This is a genomic window from Sporomusa termitida (assembly GCF_007641255.1).
Taxonomy (GTDB): Bacteria; Bacillota; Negativicutes; order Sporomusales; family Sporomusaceae; genus Sporomusa; species Sporomusa termitida.
In genome coordinates this window covers 2049637-2065673 of the sequence record NZ_CP036259.1, presented here as the reverse complement: position 1 = coordinate 2065673, position 16037 = coordinate 2049637, and the positions used below count along the sequence as shown (strand labels likewise).

General features: G+C 46.8%; 16 protein-coding genes. All 16 read right to left on the bottom strand.

Annotated elements, in window-relative coordinates; translation table 11 throughout:
• Window position 1: 1 nt before the first annotated feature.
• A complete protein-coding gene (gene miaB / locus SPTER_RS09485) occupies window positions 2-1348 on the bottom strand; it encodes a tRNA (N6-isopentenyl adenosine(37)-C2)-methylthiotransferase MiaB (RefSeq protein ID WP_144350185.1) in 1347 nt (448 codons plus the stop codon).
• Window positions 1349-1556: 208 nt separating this feature from the next.
• Window positions 1557-1925 carry a sulfite exporter TauE/SafE family protein gene (locus SPTER_RS09480; RefSeq protein WP_246105548.1) on the bottom strand — a complete coding sequence of 123 codons (369 nt, stop codon included), beginning with the start codon at window positions 1923-1925 and terminating at the stop codon, window positions 1557-1559.
• Entirely contained in the window at window positions 1922-2344 is a 423-nt protein-coding gene (locus SPTER_RS09475) for a TSUP family transporter (RefSeq protein WP_144350183.1), read from the bottom strand. Before SPTER_RS09475 ends, SPTER_RS09480 begins: the two co-directional genes overlap by 4 nt.
• Window positions 2292-2636: a DUF3870 domain-containing protein gene (locus SPTER_RS09470; protein WP_144350182.1), complete on the bottom strand. Its 345-nt coding sequence runs from the start codon at window positions 2634-2636 to the stop codon at window positions 2292-2294. Before SPTER_RS09470 ends, SPTER_RS09475 begins: the two co-directional genes overlap by 53 nt.
• A 25-nt stretch (window positions 2637-2661) precedes the next feature.
• On the bottom strand, window positions 2662-3489 hold the full coding sequence (locus tag SPTER_RS09465) for an Asp23/Gls24 family envelope stress response protein (RefSeq protein ID WP_144350181.1): 828 nt from the start codon (window positions 3487-3489) through the stop codon (window positions 2662-2664).
• 81 nt (window positions 3490-3570) lie between these two features.
• Window positions 3571-4392, bottom strand: a complete 822-nt coding sequence (locus tag SPTER_RS09460; RefSeq protein ID WP_144350180.1) for a PHP domain-containing protein — start codon at window positions 4390-4392, stop codon at window positions 3571-3573.
• Window positions 4389-5900, bottom strand: coding sequence for a leucyl aminopeptidase (locus tag SPTER_RS09455; RefSeq protein WP_144350179.1), 1512 nt, complete (start codon window positions 5898-5900; stop codon window positions 4389-4391). Before SPTER_RS09455 ends, SPTER_RS09460 begins: the two co-directional genes overlap by 4 nt.
• A 114-nt stretch (window positions 5901-6014) precedes the next feature.
• Complete coding sequence (locus SPTER_RS09450; RefSeq protein ID WP_075755210.1) at window positions 6015-6275, bottom strand: stage V sporulation protein S; 261 nt, start codon at window positions 6273-6275, stop codon at window positions 6015-6017.
• A 178-nt stretch (window positions 6276-6453) separates the two neighbouring features.
• Window positions 6454-6975: a hypothetical protein gene (locus tag SPTER_RS09445; protein WP_144350178.1), complete on the bottom strand. Its 522-nt coding sequence runs from the start codon at window positions 6973-6975 to the stop codon at window positions 6454-6456.
• Between the two features lie 163 nt (window positions 6976-7138).
• On the bottom strand, window positions 7139-8683 hold the full coding sequence (rny, locus tag SPTER_RS09440; RefSeq protein ID WP_144350177.1) for a ribonuclease Y: 1545 nt from the start codon (window positions 8681-8683) through the stop codon (window positions 7139-7141).
• 167 nt (window positions 8684-8850) lie between these two features.
• Window positions 8851-9294: a regulatory protein RecX gene (locus SPTER_RS09435; RefSeq protein WP_144350176.1), complete on the bottom strand. Its 444-nt coding sequence runs from the start codon at window positions 9292-9294 to the stop codon at window positions 8851-8853.
• A 5-nt stretch (window positions 9295-9299) separates the two neighbouring features.
• On the bottom strand, window positions 9300-10370 hold the full coding sequence (gene recA, locus SPTER_RS09430; protein ID WP_144352834.1) for a recombinase RecA: 1071 nt from the start codon (window positions 10368-10370) through the stop codon (window positions 9300-9302).
• 132 nt (window positions 10371-10502) lie between these two features.
• Complete coding sequence (locus tag SPTER_RS09425; RefSeq protein WP_144350175.1) at window positions 10503-12083, bottom strand: DEAD/DEAH box helicase; 1581 nt, start codon at window positions 12081-12083, stop codon at window positions 10503-10505.
• 14 nt (window positions 12084-12097) lie between these two features.
• Entirely contained in the window at window positions 12098-13345 is a 1248-nt protein-coding gene (locus tag SPTER_RS09420; RefSeq protein ID WP_144350174.1) for a competence/damage-inducible protein A, read from the bottom strand.
• A gap of 219 nt (window positions 13346-13564) precedes the next feature.
• On the bottom strand, window positions 13565-14893 hold the full coding sequence (gene rimO / locus SPTER_RS09415; RefSeq protein ID WP_144350173.1) for a 30S ribosomal protein S12 methylthiotransferase RimO: 1329 nt from the start codon (window positions 14891-14893) through the stop codon (window positions 13565-13567).
• Window positions 14894-14905: 12 nt separating this feature from the next.
• Window positions 14906-15940 carry an ABC transporter substrate-binding protein gene (locus SPTER_RS09410; protein ID WP_144350172.1) on the bottom strand — a complete coding sequence of 345 codons (1035 nt, stop codon included), beginning with the start codon at window positions 15938-15940 and terminating at the stop codon, window positions 14906-14908.
• Between the last annotated feature and the right edge of the window lie 97 nt (window positions 15941-16037).

Genomic DNA, 16037 nt, shown 5'->3' with positions numbered 1-16037 from the left:
GTTAAACCAAACAGCCTTTTAAAACCCAGGTTTGAGCAGTGGCAATTTGGACATTAACCAAGTCGCCGGGCTTCTCCGCCCCGGCTTTCGCCCACAATACGATCTTATTGGTACGGGTCCGGCCCATTAGTTTAGTTTCATCGTTTTTACTGGGACCTTCAACCAGTACTTCTACGCTGGTACCAACAAGCTGTTTATTGATTTGAAGACTAATTTCATTCTGAATTTCCATCAATTGATTCAGTCTTGCTTTTTTCTCAGCTACTGGCACCTGGTCGGGATAGTCGGCGGCCGGGGTCCCGGAACGCTGTGAATAGAGGAAAGTATAGGCTGCATCATACCTGATCGTTTTGATAAAATTCAGGGTCTCTATAATATGTTCTTCACTTTCACCGGGAAATCCTACTATTAAATCAGTGGTTACGCTGGCGCCGGGAATCAGCTGGCGAATATGCTCAACCAGCCGGTGGTAATATTCGGTGGTATAGCCGCGGTTCATCCGTCCCAGGATGTCATTATTGCCGGACTGGACAGGCAGGTGGAAATGTTCGCAGATTTTTTTGCTGTTTTTGATCGTCTCAATCACTTTATCGTTCATATCACGCGGATGGGATGTCATATAGCGAATACGGGCAATTGGCTCAATCTGATCTACAGCCTGCAGCAGCTCGGCAAAATCAGTCGAGGATCCGCTGTCTTTGCCATAGGAGTTGACATTTTGCCCCAGCAGGGTTACCTCTTTAAAGCCCTCTGCCCCCAGTTGGCGGATTTCCGCCACGATATCCGCCAGGGGACGGCTCCGTTCACGGCCCCGGACATAAGGGACAATGCAATAGGTACAGAAATTATTGCAGCCATACATAATCGGCACCCAGGCGGATATTTGTCCCTTCCGCACGGTAGGGACATCAGGTGCCAAACGCTCCGCCTGATCCCATACCGCCAGTACAGGCTCACGGCTTTGTTCAGCCTGAGCAATAACCTCAAGAAGGCGATGGGTGTTATGTGTACCCATTACCAAATTTACATGAGGAAATTTAGTCAGTATTTTTTCTTTATCCTTTTGTGCCAGGCAGCCGACAACGCCGATAATGAGATTGGGGTTCACAAGCTTGCGCCGTTTCATCTCACCAATGCGGCCATGGATTTTCTTCTCGGCACTTTCGCGGACACAACAGGTATTTAGTAAAATTAAGTCTGCCTTGTCAACATTCTCCGTTTCCTCATAGCCGATTGTTTTTAATTGACCGGCAAGACGCTCAGAATCATTTATATTCATCTGGCAGCCGTACGTTTCGGTATAAAAGAGTTTAGGCTCCTGTTTTTGCTGGTAATCGTTCGCTTCCATCTGTCTCAGCTCCAATTGCGGTATTGTAAAATTAATTATAGCCTAAATGCTGGACTTGTACAAATTCTGCCTGCAACGCCGGTCACGCAAACATATTATCCAGCGGCCGGCCCGTTAACTCAAACATAATAGCTGCTCTGTGCACAGAGCAGCTATTATGTACGTCAGCCTCATTACTTTGCTCGGCATAAATTCCCGTGCCCGGCCCTTATTTTTTACGTGTGCTTAAAAACATTTTCAGACCTGAATAAATAGCAAACACCCCAAAAATTCGTTTAAGCTCAGCTGCCGGTACATCCTGAACAAAATTAGCACCGATTAAGGCTCCGGCCACGGCCCCGGCGGCGATGTACGGCACGGCCTGATAATTAATAAGCTGAGCTTTGTGAAAATGCCAGACACTGACAATGGCCGTGGGAATAATAACAAGCATCGAAATTCCCTGCGCCGTATGCTGGGTTATTCCCAATATAAAGACCATCATCGGTACCAGCACTACACCGCCGCCAACCCCCAGCATGCCACTGAGAATACCGGCCCCAAGCCCTATTAAAAAAACTGCAAGTACGTGCATCATGCCAGCACCATCCTCAGTCCGACCAGCATCAGCAAAATACCAAACAGCTGCTTTAAGCGAACGGCTGGTATCTTTTTCATTACCCGGGCACCGATACTGGCGCCGCAGATACTGCCCACTATCAGATTTAAGGCCAGAGGCATATCTATATTGCCATGAACACCATAAATCAGACTGCTGACCAACCCGGTAGGCACAACAATCGCCATCGACGTCGCCTGCGCTATATGCTGACTAATACTAAAGTAGGTTACCAGAAGCGGCACAATAAAAATTCCGCCGCCAACGCCCAGCAAACCACTGAGAATACCCACGAAAAATCCCACACCGGAAAGCTTTACCCTCTCAGACATACCTTCCCCCCCATCAATCAATCGCACTGGGGGCCAAACCCTCCTTATAACTGCGGTATTTGTCATAAATGATGCGCAGGGCCGTAATAATAGCTTTTTTAGCACTTCCCTGATAGGTTGTATCCACAATCCGGACCAGATAATCGGGATTGGCAATTGGTTTGCCCACGAGAATTGACGAGACATGATTCCGCGCCACCGCTGTTGCCAGCGTACAATCAGCCTGGATAATCTCGCCGGTATCTTCATTAACAAGAAGTACTACACCAATTACTTTATAGATTTCACTGGCAGTAATCCCGGTAGGCAATTTGGCATAACCGGAAAAAAGAATCTGCTTACTTTGAGTTTTTTCCACGCTTTTCCCGCCCTTATCTTCTAAATTATTCAATACTCAGACGTTTAACTGCGATATTAACTTCCCTGACTATCATCCCTGTCATATACTCCACGATTTGCTTAATCCGCTTTTGGGCCTCATGGACAACATGCCAGATAGATTGACCATATTTTATTGTTACGTCCAGTGATATGGAGATGCCTTTTTCCCGGTCATGAGAGTTCTTTATCGTAATCTGGCCGGCCTTAGTAATGCTGTCATCACTTGTCGCCACATAATCCACAAGTGACGCAATGGCAGCATCGGAAATCAGCAGCTTGCCGTAATAACTGAAAGTTGGCCTGACAATAGATTTTTCACCAAGCTTACGCCGTTGTCTGGAGCGTGGCTTTTTAAAAAATATATCAAGCGGGTCAATCAAATAACCGGAAAAATGGGGTTTAAGCTCAATCGTGGGTACCGGAATAATATGTTTGCCTTCTTTTAAGCGACTCTCCCGCGCTTTGGCAATTTCATTTTTGGTGGCAATGTCCTCAATGCGGATTATTTTGCTGATCGGCGGCAGATTGAGAACATCAACTATTTTTTCTACCATATTTTCCGATGTACCCAAAATTAACATACGTTCAGGCCTTACCCTGGCAATCGCCGCTTTAACCTCAGCCGCATGATCAGGTTCCATAAAGATAGCACGTTTTACAGCTCTAATCTTGCTGGGTTCCTTTTTCGCTGAATGACCGGCAATAATCTTGCTGTCTTTAATAAGTAAGCCGTCGTCAATAATTGTATCGACATTGTGCTCATGTGCCACAATTAAGGCCCGATGGCTTTTGCCTGTTCCGCTTGACCCCACCAAAGCGAAGGTATCCATAGGCAGCCTCCTGATAAAAGTATAAATAGCATATAACATAAAAATAAACACCTTTGCAGGTGTTGTCAAGTAAAACTAACATTACCTAGAAAGGGTATCGGCCAGAACAGTTGAAATGGTAAATTCACCAATCTTCGCGGGATACCGGCCGGGTATACCATGAAAGTCAGAGCCACCTGTTATTTTTAGATTATATTTATTGGCAATATCTATATATTTATCAGTCATTGCCTGATCATGCTCAGGATGAAAAGCTTCCAGTCCGCCCACACCGGCCTTAATTATGTTAAGAACTAAGTTATCATTACCAATTAAGCCCGGGTGGGCCAATACGGCGATTCCGCCTGCCTGTTCTATAAGCTTTATGACCTGCTCAGGGGGCAGCTTATAATGGGGGACATACGCCGGCCCGTTATTCGCTAACAGCACAGCAAAGGCCTCTGTTGCCGTGTTAAAGTAATTGCCGGCTACCAGGGCCGCAGCCACATGGGGCCTGCCGATAGCCATCGCCTGGCCGGCAAACTCTGCTACCTTATCATAATCGATTAAATAGCCTAATTGATTAAGCTTTTTGACCATTTTTTTTGCCCGCTGCAAACGGTCAGCTAAGATAATGCCCAACTGGTCTTTTAGCCTGCTATTATCAATATCAATAAAATAGCCTAAAATATGTATTTCATGCCGTGGACAATCGGTACTAAACTCAATTCCCGGAATAATGGTCAGTTTGGCTGCACTGTTTTCAGTGCTGGCGGCTTCCCTAAGTTCCAGATGAGCCGCAACTGTATCGTGATCGGTAATGGCGATATGACTTAAACCGGCCGCCGCAGCCTGCCGTACAATCTCCCCGGGCGATAACCGGCCGTCAGATGCGGTAGAGTGAATATGCAAATCAGCAGTCATAAGCCGCCGAGATGAGTAGCTAACTGAATCAAGGTCCGGACGCCGGCTCCCGTCCCCCCTTTGAGGTTATAACCTTTGGTTTTGTCTGCATCCGAGGTGCCGGCAATATCAATGTGAACCCAGGGTGTCGGATCAGCAAACTGGCCGATGAATAAGCCGGCAGTAATAGTGCCTGCTGCCCGGCCGCCACTATTTTTCAGATCGGCAATGGAGCTTTTTATTTGTTCAAGATATTCTTCATCATTAGGCAGCTCCCACATTTTCTCGCCGGCTTGCCGGGCTGCCGCCATAATACGCCGGCACCATTCACTGTCATTGGTAATGACGCCGGAATAGACCGTGCCCAGCCCAACTACGCAGGCGCCGGTTAATGTTGCCAGATCAATAATTTTAGTGGCACCAATTTTTTTGGCATAGCTAACAGCATCTGCCAGGATTAAACGGCCTTCCGCATCAGTATTTAGTACTTCAATTGTTTTCCCGCTCATGGAGGTAATAATATCGCCAGGCCTGTAGGCACTGCCTGAAGGCATATTCTCAGTGCAGGGGACTACGGCCACGATATTCACCTTGGGCTTTAACTGACCAATAGCCATCATCGCCCCGATTACAGCGCCGCCGCCAGCCATGTCCCGCTTCATTTCGTCCATATTTTGGCTGGGTTTTATTGATATACCGCCACTATCAAAAGTAATGCCTTTACCTACATAAGCAATGATTTCCTGGCTGGCCGGGTCGCCCATATATTTTAAAACAATAAGCTTGGGCGGTTCGGAACTGCCCCGGGCAACCGCCAGCAAGGCCCCCATCCCCTGCTGCTGCATGTCTTCTTGCTCCAACAGGCTAATCTCTAAGCCATATTGTCTGGCAAGTTTTTCAGCCTGTCTGGCCATCTTGGCCGGAGTCATGTACTGGGCCGGATGATTGATCAGGTCACGGGCATAATTTACGCTTGCCGCCACTATTTTGCCAAGCTCAGCCCCCTTGTTGATAGCAGTTATATTGCCGGCACCTGCTTCCACAATCAACAGCTGTTCAATATTGTGCACATCGTTATTACCGGACTTATAGCACTTAAACTGATATAAACCCATAATTGCACCTTCGACCACCCCTTGCGCCATAGCCCGGGAGTCTGCCACGCCGCTGCCGACAATATCACTTATACTGGCAGCTACCCGTTTGGCCCGCAGCTTGTTGGCCTTCCGCAGGGCAATCGCCATCAGGGCCCGGGCTTTTTCCAAGGTGAAATCGGCCTTCTTCCCGGCGCCAAGAAGAATAATGCGCTCAGCGCTGATCATACCTAATGTGTAGATAACAGTGGTTTCGCCATACTTACCGGCGGCAGGCAGACCCTGAATAATTCTATTTATATGACCATTCAGAGCCCTGTCAGCAAGGCTGGCCGTACTGCCGGCAGGCAGACCCTTATCGCCTTCAAACAGGGTAATGATTAAGGTGTCACATAAGGTTTCGATGAGAGCCCCATTAATTACTTCAATCTTCATTTTTCCACTCCTCGTAGTTGATAGCACCAAGCATTATTATATTATGCCATAAAATTCTGTACTAAAACAGTAAAACCTGTTCGATTAGAACAGGTTTTGAGTATTCTGTAAAATTTAGCGGGGCTCAACTATTAATTTAATGGCCGTACGTTCTTCACCATCAATAAGAATATCCGTGAAAGCGGGGATGCAAATTAAGTCAACACCATGCGGCGCAACAAACCCTCTGGCGATAGCAACTGCTTTTACAGCCTGGTTGAGTGCGCCCGCGCCGATCGCCTGAATTTCGGCACCGCCCCGTTCTCTCAGCACTCCGGCCAAGGCTCCTGCTACAGAATTAGGATTGGATTTTGCTGATACTTTCAAGACATCCATGTTTTTATGTGCCCTCCTTTGATTAAAAAAAAACGTTATTAGTCCTATAAAATAGATATATTCGTTGTACGGGAAAAAATTCCTTTATCCATATACAAAAAAATCTAATAATTACAACAAATACACATTTTAATCGTTTTTATCTCTTAATCTTCGGCAGCCATTTTGTCGATAGCTGTTATTTATTAAACACAAAAACACGTCCGTCCTCACGAATCCCGATCAGGCTGTGGTCATCATTGTCTTGTTTACGCATGTTTTCCAGCATATCTTCAATTACTTCTTCCTGCAGCAGCAGATCTTCCTCCAGCATTACATCATTGCGGTCGGCAACCAACCGGTCGGCAAACCATTCCCGCAGAAGTTTAACAGTCAGTCCGATTTCCCCGCGCGACATAGTATGTACGTCCCGCAGCACCGTTAAAATAGCCACCTGTTCATATGAGCTTAATTCAACATCAATACGGCTGTCGGTAACGCCCTCCAGCAAATGGTAGGCCGCAATACTATTAATGAGAAGGTGTTTGGCGGTTTCAAACTCTTTAGTGGTGGGAATGCCGGCAATCATAAAGGTAAGTTTAAGTGAGTTAACCTCAGGATCAAAATTAATTGTACCTATTTCAGGATATCGTACCAGCATGGATATAAGAAGGTTCGCTCCATCGGAAACCTGTTGGTTACTTTGGCAAAGTTCAGGCATTTGTTTTCACCGTCCAATGTTTGTATATAGGAATAATTGCTTGTAAAGTTCTGTTGTAACTATTCTCTAGAAGATATATAAATCCTGCTTTAAATTTTTGGGAAAAAAGCTAAAAAACGGCTTTTACCTGATGGTAAAGCCGTTTTACATAGTCGTTTAATCTCTATTTAGCATAATCAACAGCCCGTGTTTCCCGAATCACTGTCACTTTAATCTGACCCGGGTATTCAAGCTCGCCTTCAATCTTCTTGACAATATCCCGCACTAAACGGACAGCTGTTAAATCGTCAATCTTATCAGGCTTAACCATAATACGAATTTCGCGACCCGCTTGAATCGCAAAAGATTTCTCTACGCCATCAAATGATTCAGCAATTTCTTCCAATCGTGTTAATCGCTTAAGATAGCTTTCTAGAGTCTCTCTGCGAGCCCCTGGCCGAGCGGCCGAGACTGCATCAGCAGCTGCGACAAGCACAGCCTGGATAGTCTTAGGCTCTTCATCTCCATGGTGAGCAGCGATAGCATTGATAACTTCGGCCGACTCACGATACTTTTTGGCCAGATCAGCGCCAATTGTTACATGAGGGCCTTCAACTTCATGGTCTACAGCCTTGCCAATATCGTGCAGTAAACCAGCACGTTTTGCCAACATGACATCTACACCAAGTTCAGCTGCCATAACGCCTGCCAAATGTGCTACTTCGATTGAGTGTTTAAGTACATTCTGACCATAACTGGTACGGAATTTTAACCTTCCGAGAAGTTTTATCAGTTCTGGATGCAGGCCGTGAACACCGGTTTCGAATGTGGCCTGTTCGCCTGCTTCCTTAATTTTCTGTTCAACTTCTTTTTGTGCTTTCTCAACCATCTCTTCGATACGGGCAGGGTGAATCCGACCGTCCACAATCAGTTTTTCCAGGGCAATCCTGGCAACTTCCCGACGGACAGGGTCAAACCCGGATAAAATAACAGCCTCAGGTGTATCATCAATAATCAAATCAATCCCGGTAAGCGTTTCCAGGGTACGAATATTGCGGCCTTCGCGCCCGATTATCCGGCCTTTCATTTCATCATTAGGCAAAGCAACCACAGATACGGTCGTCTCGGCAACATGATCGGCGGCACAGCGCTGAATAGCTAACGATATAATCTCTCTGGCTTTCTTATCCGCATCTTCTTTGGCCTGTTGTTCCAGGTCTTTGATTAACATGGCCGTCTCATGCTTAATTTCTTCTTCAACATTGGCCAGCAGTAAACTGCGGGCCTCTTCCGAGGTTAAGCCGGACAGCCTTTCGAGTTCGGTTTGTTGCTTACTATAAAGTTCGTTAACTTTTTCCTGGCTTTTATCAATCTCAGTTTCTTTACGACTGAGAATTTCTTCCTTCTTTTCGAGGGAATCAATTTTTCGGTCGAGGTTTTCTTCTTTTTGCACCAGGCGTCGTTCTAAGCGCTGAAGTTCTGTACGTCGGTCCTTAATTTCACGTTCAAGTTCATTTCTTAATTTATGAATTTCTTCTTTGGCTTCTATTAACGCTTCTTTTTTCTTGGATTCACCAGATTTTTCAGCATCTTCGACAATCTTTCTTGCTTCAGTCTCAGCAGAAGCAATTTTAGCCTCAGCTATACTCTTTCGTACCCAGTAACCAGCACCGGCACCCAGCAGCCCGACTATAATTGCAGTAATAATAACCTCTACTATAAGTTCCACCTCCTTACTAACAATCTGGTATTAAGGGTAAAGCCGAGTCTTAACTCGGCTCTTAAAAGTAGCTTTTCAATTGCCTTATCAGCATTCAAGCTCTCCTAAAAGTACCTAACAGATTTGCTGTGTTTCACGATTGGATAATTTCATTTTAAATGTTTTTCAAATGAGTGTCAAGGCGCCATATCCCTAAGGCGCTCTAAAACTTTACGAACCGTCCCGGTCTTAAATCCTTTGGCTGCCAGACGGCGTATTAACTTGTTCATATCCGCCCCGTTTTCTGCACAAAAATACCTGGCAGCCAGCCTGAAAGCAGCCTGATATTCAAACTCCCCGTCCCGTTCTGCCAGCTTTGCTGTAATTAAATCTGCCGGCAAACCTCTGCGTCTTAACTTCAAGCAGGTTTCCCGCAGACTATATTTATTCATTTGTGCATATTGGTCTAACAGCACATCACAAAGCGCGGCATCATTAAGATAGCCGCGCTCAGTAACATATTGGACAGCCTGGTTTACCGCCAGCTCATCATAACCCTGGTTCAGAAGCTTTTGTTCAAGTTCATACCGGCTATGGGCCCTAACCCTTAATATTCTAACGGCAGCTTCAACTATATTCATATCGATTAAGCCTCAAAAACATCGTCTTTCTCTTCATCCTCAGTGTTGGGTAACAGTTCATCATTTAGGGCATGATCAATCTGGGCATCGCCGCCGGCCAACAGCATTTCCCGAATTTTACGGTCAATCTCATCAGCAATCTGACAATTGTCCTTTAAAAACTCTTTTACGTTTTCCCGGCCCTGACCCAGCCGCTGATCTTTATAGGAAAACCAGGCGCCGCTTTTATTGATAATTTCCAGCTTAACCCCAATATCAACCAGGCTGCCTTCCCGCGAAATGCCCTCGCCATACATAATGTCAAATTCTGCCTGTTTAAAGGGAGGCGCCACTTTATTTTTAACAACTTTTACTTTAGTACGGTTGCCGACAATATCATTACCTTGTTTTAAACTCTCCGATTTCCGGACATCCAAACGGATGGAGGCATAAAACTTTAACGCCCGCCCACCGGTAGTTGTTTCCGGATTGCCAAACATGACCCCGACCTTTTCCCTGATTTGATTGATAAAAATAACGGTAGTGCGTGATTTACTGATAATACCGGTAAGTTTACGCAAGGCCTGAGACATTAACCGGGCATGCAGGCCAACATGGGAGTCGCCCATATCACCATCGATTTCATTTTTAGGCACTAAAGCCGCTACCGAGTCAATAACAATAATGTCAACCGCCGCACTGCGCACCAGCGCCTCGGCAATCTCCAGCGCCTGTTCACCGTTATCAGGCTGGGAAATGAGCAGATTGTCAATATCAACACCCAGCTTTTTCGCATAAACCGGATCAAGGGCATGTTCGGCATCAATAAAAGCGGCAATCCCATCCAGTTTTTGCGCCTCGGCGATAATATGTAAGGATACGGTCGTTTTACCTGATGATTCCGGGCCGAAAATCTCTACAACCCGGCCGCGCGGTACTCCGCCTACCCCCAGCGCAACGTCAAGGGGTAACGATCCGGTGGGAATAACCTCCAGATTCATTTTGGCAGCAACTTCGCCCAGCTTCATAATCGCACCTTTGCCAAAATCTTTTTCTATCTGGCGCATCGCATTCTCAAGGGCTTTGAATTTATCCATTTCCCGGTTCTTCTCAAAATCTTTTGTCTTATCCATTAAATGAGACCTCCCCCGCAACTATATCACCATTTTACAAACATTTGTTCGTTTTGTCAATGATAACATTCCCGGTTCAGGTTATCATTTTTTCTGCTAACGCCCTTTCGCCGGCTCAATATTAACCCGATGGCCTTTGATCGTATTCTTATTCATAACTGACAGAACCCGTTCGGCAACACCTTCCGGGACCTCGACAAAAGTAAACTTTTCATAAATATTGATCAACCCGATGATACTGCCCTGAATATCAGCCTCTTCAGCAATTGTACGGACGATATCCTGAGGCTGAATTCTCTGGGCCCGGCCGGCATTAATAAATAGCCGCACCATGCCCGGTTCGGCGCCGGTATTGCCAAATTGCAGCTCCTGTTTCTCAATCACGGCCTGTTCCTTATACCCCTCCTGGAAGAGTTTCAGCGCCGCTGCCGCCAGGTCAATCGGATCATAGTCGGTGGCCAGATCGGCAACGATGCTGCTGTAGGCATCCAGACCGCCGCGTGTAATCGTCTGGGTCAGCTGATTTTTTATAATCTCACTCTGCCGTTCCAGGATATCAGCCGGGGATGGTAATTGCCGCCGCAGGATACGGGTCCGTATTTCTTTTTCAATCAGTTTTAACTGCCTGTATTCGCGCGGCTGGATAAAAGTCATCGCTACCCCCTTTTTACCGGCGCGGCCTGTCCGGCCGATGCGATGAACATAGGACTCCGGGTCCTGGGGGATATCATAGTTGATAACATGGGTAATATGCTCAATATCCAGCCCACGGGCCGCAACATCAGTGGCAATCAGAATATCCAGCTTGCCATCCCGGAATTTTTTCATAACCCGGTCACGCTGGGCCTGACTTAGGTCCCCGTGCAAGCCATCGGAGATGTAGCCCCGCGTGGATAATGACGCAACCAGATCATCAACCCCTTTTTTGGTACGACAGAAGATAATGACCAGGCCAACTGTCTCTGAGTCAAGTACCCGGCATAAACCGTCAAGTTTATCACGGGTTTCATAATAGATCTGATCAATCAGGGGTACTGTTAACTGTTCCTTACTGATCGTTACCGTTACCCGGTCTTTCATGTATTTATTAGCCAAAGCCATGATTTCCGAAGGCATTGTGGCGGAAAATAGCAGGGTTTGCCGTTCTGAAGGAACATGTTGAAGAATGCTTTGAATATCATCAATAAAACCCATATCAAGCATTTCATCCGCTTCATCAATGACCAGGATTCTAACATTATCAAGCTTAATTGTATGCCGGCGGATATGATCAAGCAGACGGCCGGGGGTGCCTACGATTACCTGCACACCTAATTTAAGGGATCTGATTTGACGTTCGATTGCCTGCCCCCCATAGATGGGCAAAGTCTTTATCCGTTTAAATTTCCCTATTTTAGCCAGTTCTTCCGACACCTGAATCGCCAGTTCCCGGGTCGGAGTAAGCACCAGCGCCTGAATCTGCTTGGCTTCCGTAATCCGCTCCATAATGGGAATGCCGAAAGCTGCTGTTTTACCCGTACCGGTCTGCGCCTGACCGAGAACATCATTCCCGGCTAATACGAGCGGAATGGTCTGGCTCTGAATTGGCGACGGTTCTTCAAAGCCCATGGCCGTGATTGCCGCTGCTGTTTTCTTGCTTAAAGCTATATCACCAAATAAAGTTACTGCGTCTTTCATTATAAAAAAACCTCCTATAGTGTAAGCAGATATCGACGCAAGTGATTAAGGGCGGCAAGAGCCGTCCGGTGCTTAACGTCTGTGCGACTGCCATTAAAATAATGTTGATAACCTGCCGTTCCTGCCGGGCCGTCAATGGCAATATAGACAAGGCCGACAGGTTTGCCGGCCGTGGCGCCGCCGGGACCGGCAATGCCGGTTATGCCGAGACCGATATCAGGCGAGTACCTTGCTTTAATGCCTTGGGCCATGCTTGCAGCCGTTTTTTGACTTACAGCGCCTTCGGCCGCAAGGACAGCAGCCGGCACGCCAACCTGGGCCACCTTGATTTCGTTGCTGTAACAAACCACAGATCCGGTTACATAACGTGAGCTGCCGGGAACATCTGTAAGCCGGCTGGTGACAAGACCGCCGGTACAGGATTCTGCCAACGCTATTTTTAAATCTTTGGCCAGCAATAACCTGCCCACAGCCTGCTCCAGGGTGTCATCATCAATGCCAAAAATATATTCGCTTATCAATGGCCGGATTTGGTCCTCAAGCCCTGTAATCAGCTGCAAAGCGGCGGTTTCATTAACAGCGCTGGCAGTAATGCGTATATTTATTACACCATTCCTCACCAGTAAGGCCAGGGTTGGATTAGATTGAGACAAGATAAAATCCTTAATTTTTTCTTCCAGGGCCGATTCACCCAAACCATATGTACGCAATACCCTGGATACAATAGCCCCCTGCAAGCCATAATGCTCCTTAAGATACGGAATAATTGAGGCTTCAAACATAGCGGCCAGTTCATGCGGCGGTCCTGGCAAATTAATAATTATTTTTCCGGCTGTGTTGTCTTCCACAATGACTCCCGGGGCTGTGCCACAATTGTTTTCCACAATTTTTGCCCCTGCCGGCATCATCGCCTGCCGCAGATTATTATCGGCCATGCATAGCCGGCGGTCAGCAAAATAGCGTTTTATCCGCTCTGCACAGTCGGCATGGAAGCACATCGGTCTGGACAACACCGCAGCGGTTACTTCTTTCGTTATATCCCCCTGCGTGGGGCCTAGCCCTCCGCTTGTTATCACAATGTCAGCCCGTTCTAAAGCGGTTTGCAACACCCGCTTCATCCGCTCCCGGTTATCGCCAACAGTTGTCTGATATAGTACACTAAACCCCAGTTCATTCAGGCGGGCTGCCAAAAAAGGGGCATTCGTGTTAGTAATCTGACCCAAAAGTAACTCTGTGCCGGTACTCACCAGTTCTACGATCATTGCTTTCCCCCCTGACAATAATGCATTCGCGGCCTAGTTAATAATTCCTTTTAATTAATATAATCTGCGACAAAAATAATAATATAGCGGCAGAAGCCGCCGGTGCCCTTAGGGTATAGGTGTTCTTACTTATGATCAGGAATTCTGATCATGCAAAAAATAGCAGAGCTTGGCAGTCTCTACTATTTTAAGCCTGCATTATATTATTATACAGCAATATCACTTTCTTTCAGCCAGCAAATCATAAGTAAATCCCTGTACAATCTCCGCTTGCACGACCTCACCCGGCGTCAGATGGCCGGCATTTTCGACGTAAATGCGGCCATCGACGTCAGGGGCCTCTCTGTAGGACCGGCCAAACGCCACCTCCGGCTGCTCCGGGTTATACCCTTCAAGCAATACAGAGAGTACCTGTCCTTCCAGGCCACGGTTTACGTCTTCGGATATCTGGCACTGTAACGCCATCAGTTCATGATAGCGTTCCTCTTTAACCGTCTCCGGTACCTGTTGTTCCAAAACAGCGGCCGGTGTATCCTCTTCCTGGGAGTAGGTAAAAACCCCCAGCCGTTCAAACCTTTGCTCAGCTACAAATTGTTTCAGTGATTCAAAATGACTGTCAGTCTCACCGGGAAACCCGACGATAAAAGAAGTACGGATCACAACCCCGGGAATCGCCGTACGGATTTTTTTCAGCAGGCTTTCAATCTCTGCCCGTCTATCGCGGCGGTTCATAGCTGTCAGAATCTCATCATCTGCATGCTGGAGCGGCAGGTCGATGTATTTGCAAATCTTAGGCTCGCGGGCAATAAGCTCAATAAGTTCATCATTAAAATATTTAGGATAGCAATATAATAAGCGAATCCAGACAACACCCTCAATTTTTACTAATTGCTTAAGCAATGCTGCCAATTGCGGCTGGCCATTACGGTCACGGCCGTAACTTGTCGTGTCCTGGGCAATAAGATTTATCTCCTTGACGCCCCGGTCGGCAAGCTTTCGCACCTCCCTGACCACTGACTCTGCCGGCCGGCTCCGGTAACTGCCCCGCACCAGGGGGATTACACAATACGAACAACAGTTGCTGCAGCCCTCGGCAATCTTCACATAAGCGCTGTAGACCGGCGTAGTGATGATCCGTCGCATTGTTTCATCATAAATTGTATCTGTTTCGCCAATAAGCAGCACACGCTCATCGGCCAGGACAGCCTCAACCGCTTCCATAATGCGATGCCAGGCACCAGTACCAACAATTGCCGATACCTCCGCCAGCTCATCCAGTAATTCTTGCTGATAGCGCTGTCCTAAGCAGCCGGCGACAATCACACCCTTGCATTTCCCAGCCTTCTTAAAATCAGCCATTTGAATAATTGTTGAAATTGATTCTTCTTTGGCAGAATCAATAAAACCACAGGTATTAACAATCAAAATATCGGCAACATGAGGGTCGTCGGTAATGTGTATATTATTATCAGCCAGAATCCCTAACATGATCTCAGTATCAACAAGATTTTTGGCACAGCCTAAACTAACAAATCCTGCTGTAAGCATAATACGGCCCTCCTACTGGATTCCCAGGCGCACGGCCTGTACCCATTTATTTAATAGCTTGCGCTGTTGCTCAGGCAGATACATGTCATGGTGGTCAAGCAGCAGCAGTTCTTTGGTCATGTACTCCTTGTACATACGAAACTCCGGATTTGTCGGCACAAAATAAAACTTATGCTGAGCCATAGCCGCAAGGGCCCCGGCCTGGGTCAGCCAGTCAATAAATTGCTTTGCTTCAGAACCATGGGGTGCGCCTCTGATTAACCCGGCGCCGGTCAGCAGATAGGCTGTTCCATCCTCAGGATAGATGATTTCGATGGGAAAACCGTCCCGCACATACCGCATGGCTTCACTATGAACAACAATGGCAATATCAACCTCGCCCATACTCGCCATTCTGGCCGGGGTTACCAGGAACTTAGCATACTGAACAATTTGCGGATGCAGCTTTTTAAGAAAACTCAAAGTCTGTTCTTCGCCATTGGCCGCCACCAGGGTATATAACAGATTCGCCGCCGCATCCGCTGCCAGAAAATCAGTCATACCGAACCTGACCTTAGACTCTAACGGTAATTCAGACCATTTTGCCGGTTTTTCAGCAGTCTTGCGCAAATAATCCTGGTTCGCGGCAAAAATAACCGGATCATACCAGACACCGGTCCAATAGCCGTCAGGGTCTTGGAATCTGGCGGGTATGATATCCGTGTATTCAGATTGATAAGGGATCAGCAGGACGCTGCTTTTCGCCTGTTTGAGCGTTTTACGGTTGGCAAGTATCAAATCGGCCTGCGGATTTGAGGATTCCTGGATTAATTTAGTGAACAGTTCTTTCTCGGTAAGGGGCGCAATACTTACTCTGACTCTAGCAATCTTCTCGTACTCCTGTGCCAATACCGAGACCGACTCAACCGGCAGCGTAGTATACACCGTGATGGTTGGCAGAGTGTCTTTATTTTCTTTACCGGCATAGCCGGCCAAATAGGTCGTGCCTGCTACCGCTAGTATGATTAAAAAAAACGAGATTAGTAATAATGGCAGATAACGCTTCATAAGTTACCCCTCCATTGTTGATAGTAGATAGATAGGCCCAATAATTAAGGCAAACATATATACTATACCCTTTTTTTAAGGTTTATGCAAGTCTCGG

Coding starts and splice junctions, on each gene's coding strand:
- recA (WP_144352834.1), bottom strand. CDS start 10,370: ATGGATAAATTCAAAGCCCTTGAGAATGCGATGCGCCAGATAGAAAAA.
- SPTER_RS09445 (WP_144350178.1), bottom strand. CDS start 6,975: ATGCCTGAACTTTGCCAAAGTAACCAACAGGTTTCCGATGGAGCGAAC.
- miaB (WP_144350185.1), bottom strand. CDS start 1,348: ATGGAAGCGAACGATTACCAGCAAAAACAGGAGCCTAAACTCTTTTAT.
- SPTER_RS09450 (WP_075755210.1), bottom strand. CDS start 6,275: ATGGATGTCTTGAAAGTATCAGCAAAATCCAATCCTAATTCTGTAGCA.
- SPTER_RS09420 (WP_144350174.1), bottom strand. CDS start 13,345: ATGATCGTAGAACTGGTGAGTACCGGCACAGAGTTACTTTTGGGTCAG.
- SPTER_RS09460 (WP_144350180.1), bottom strand. CDS start 4,392: ATGACTGCTGATTTGCATATTCACTCTACCGCATCTGACGGCCGGTTA.
- SPTER_RS09435 (WP_144350176.1), bottom strand. CDS start 9,294: ATGAATATAGTTGAAGCTGCCGTTAGAATATTAAGGGTTAGGGCCCAT.
- SPTER_RS09465 (WP_144350181.1), bottom strand. CDS start 3,489: ATGGATACCTTCGCTTTGGTGGGGTCAAGCGGAACAGGCAAAAGCCAT.
- rimO (WP_144350173.1), bottom strand. CDS start 14,893: ATGCTTACAGCAGGATTTGTTAGTTTAGGCTGTGCCAAAAATCTTGTT.
- SPTER_RS09410 (WP_144350172.1), bottom strand. CDS start 15,940: ATGAAGCGTTATCTGCCATTATTACTAATCTCGTTTTTTTTAATCATA.
- SPTER_RS09475 (WP_144350183.1), bottom strand. CDS start 2,344: ATGACAAATACCGCAGTTATAAGGAGGGTTTGGCCCCCAGTGCGATTG.
- SPTER_RS09480 (WP_246105548.1), bottom strand. CDS start 1,925: ATGATGCACGTACTTGCAGTTTTTTTAATAGGGCTTGGGGCCGGTATT.
- SPTER_RS09455 (WP_144350179.1), bottom strand. CDS start 5,900: ATGAAGATTGAAGTAATTAATGGGGCTCTCATCGAAACCTTATGTGAC.
- SPTER_RS09425 (WP_144350175.1), bottom strand. CDS start 12,083: ATGAAAGACGCAGTAACTTTATTTGGTGATATAGCTTTAAGCAAGAAA.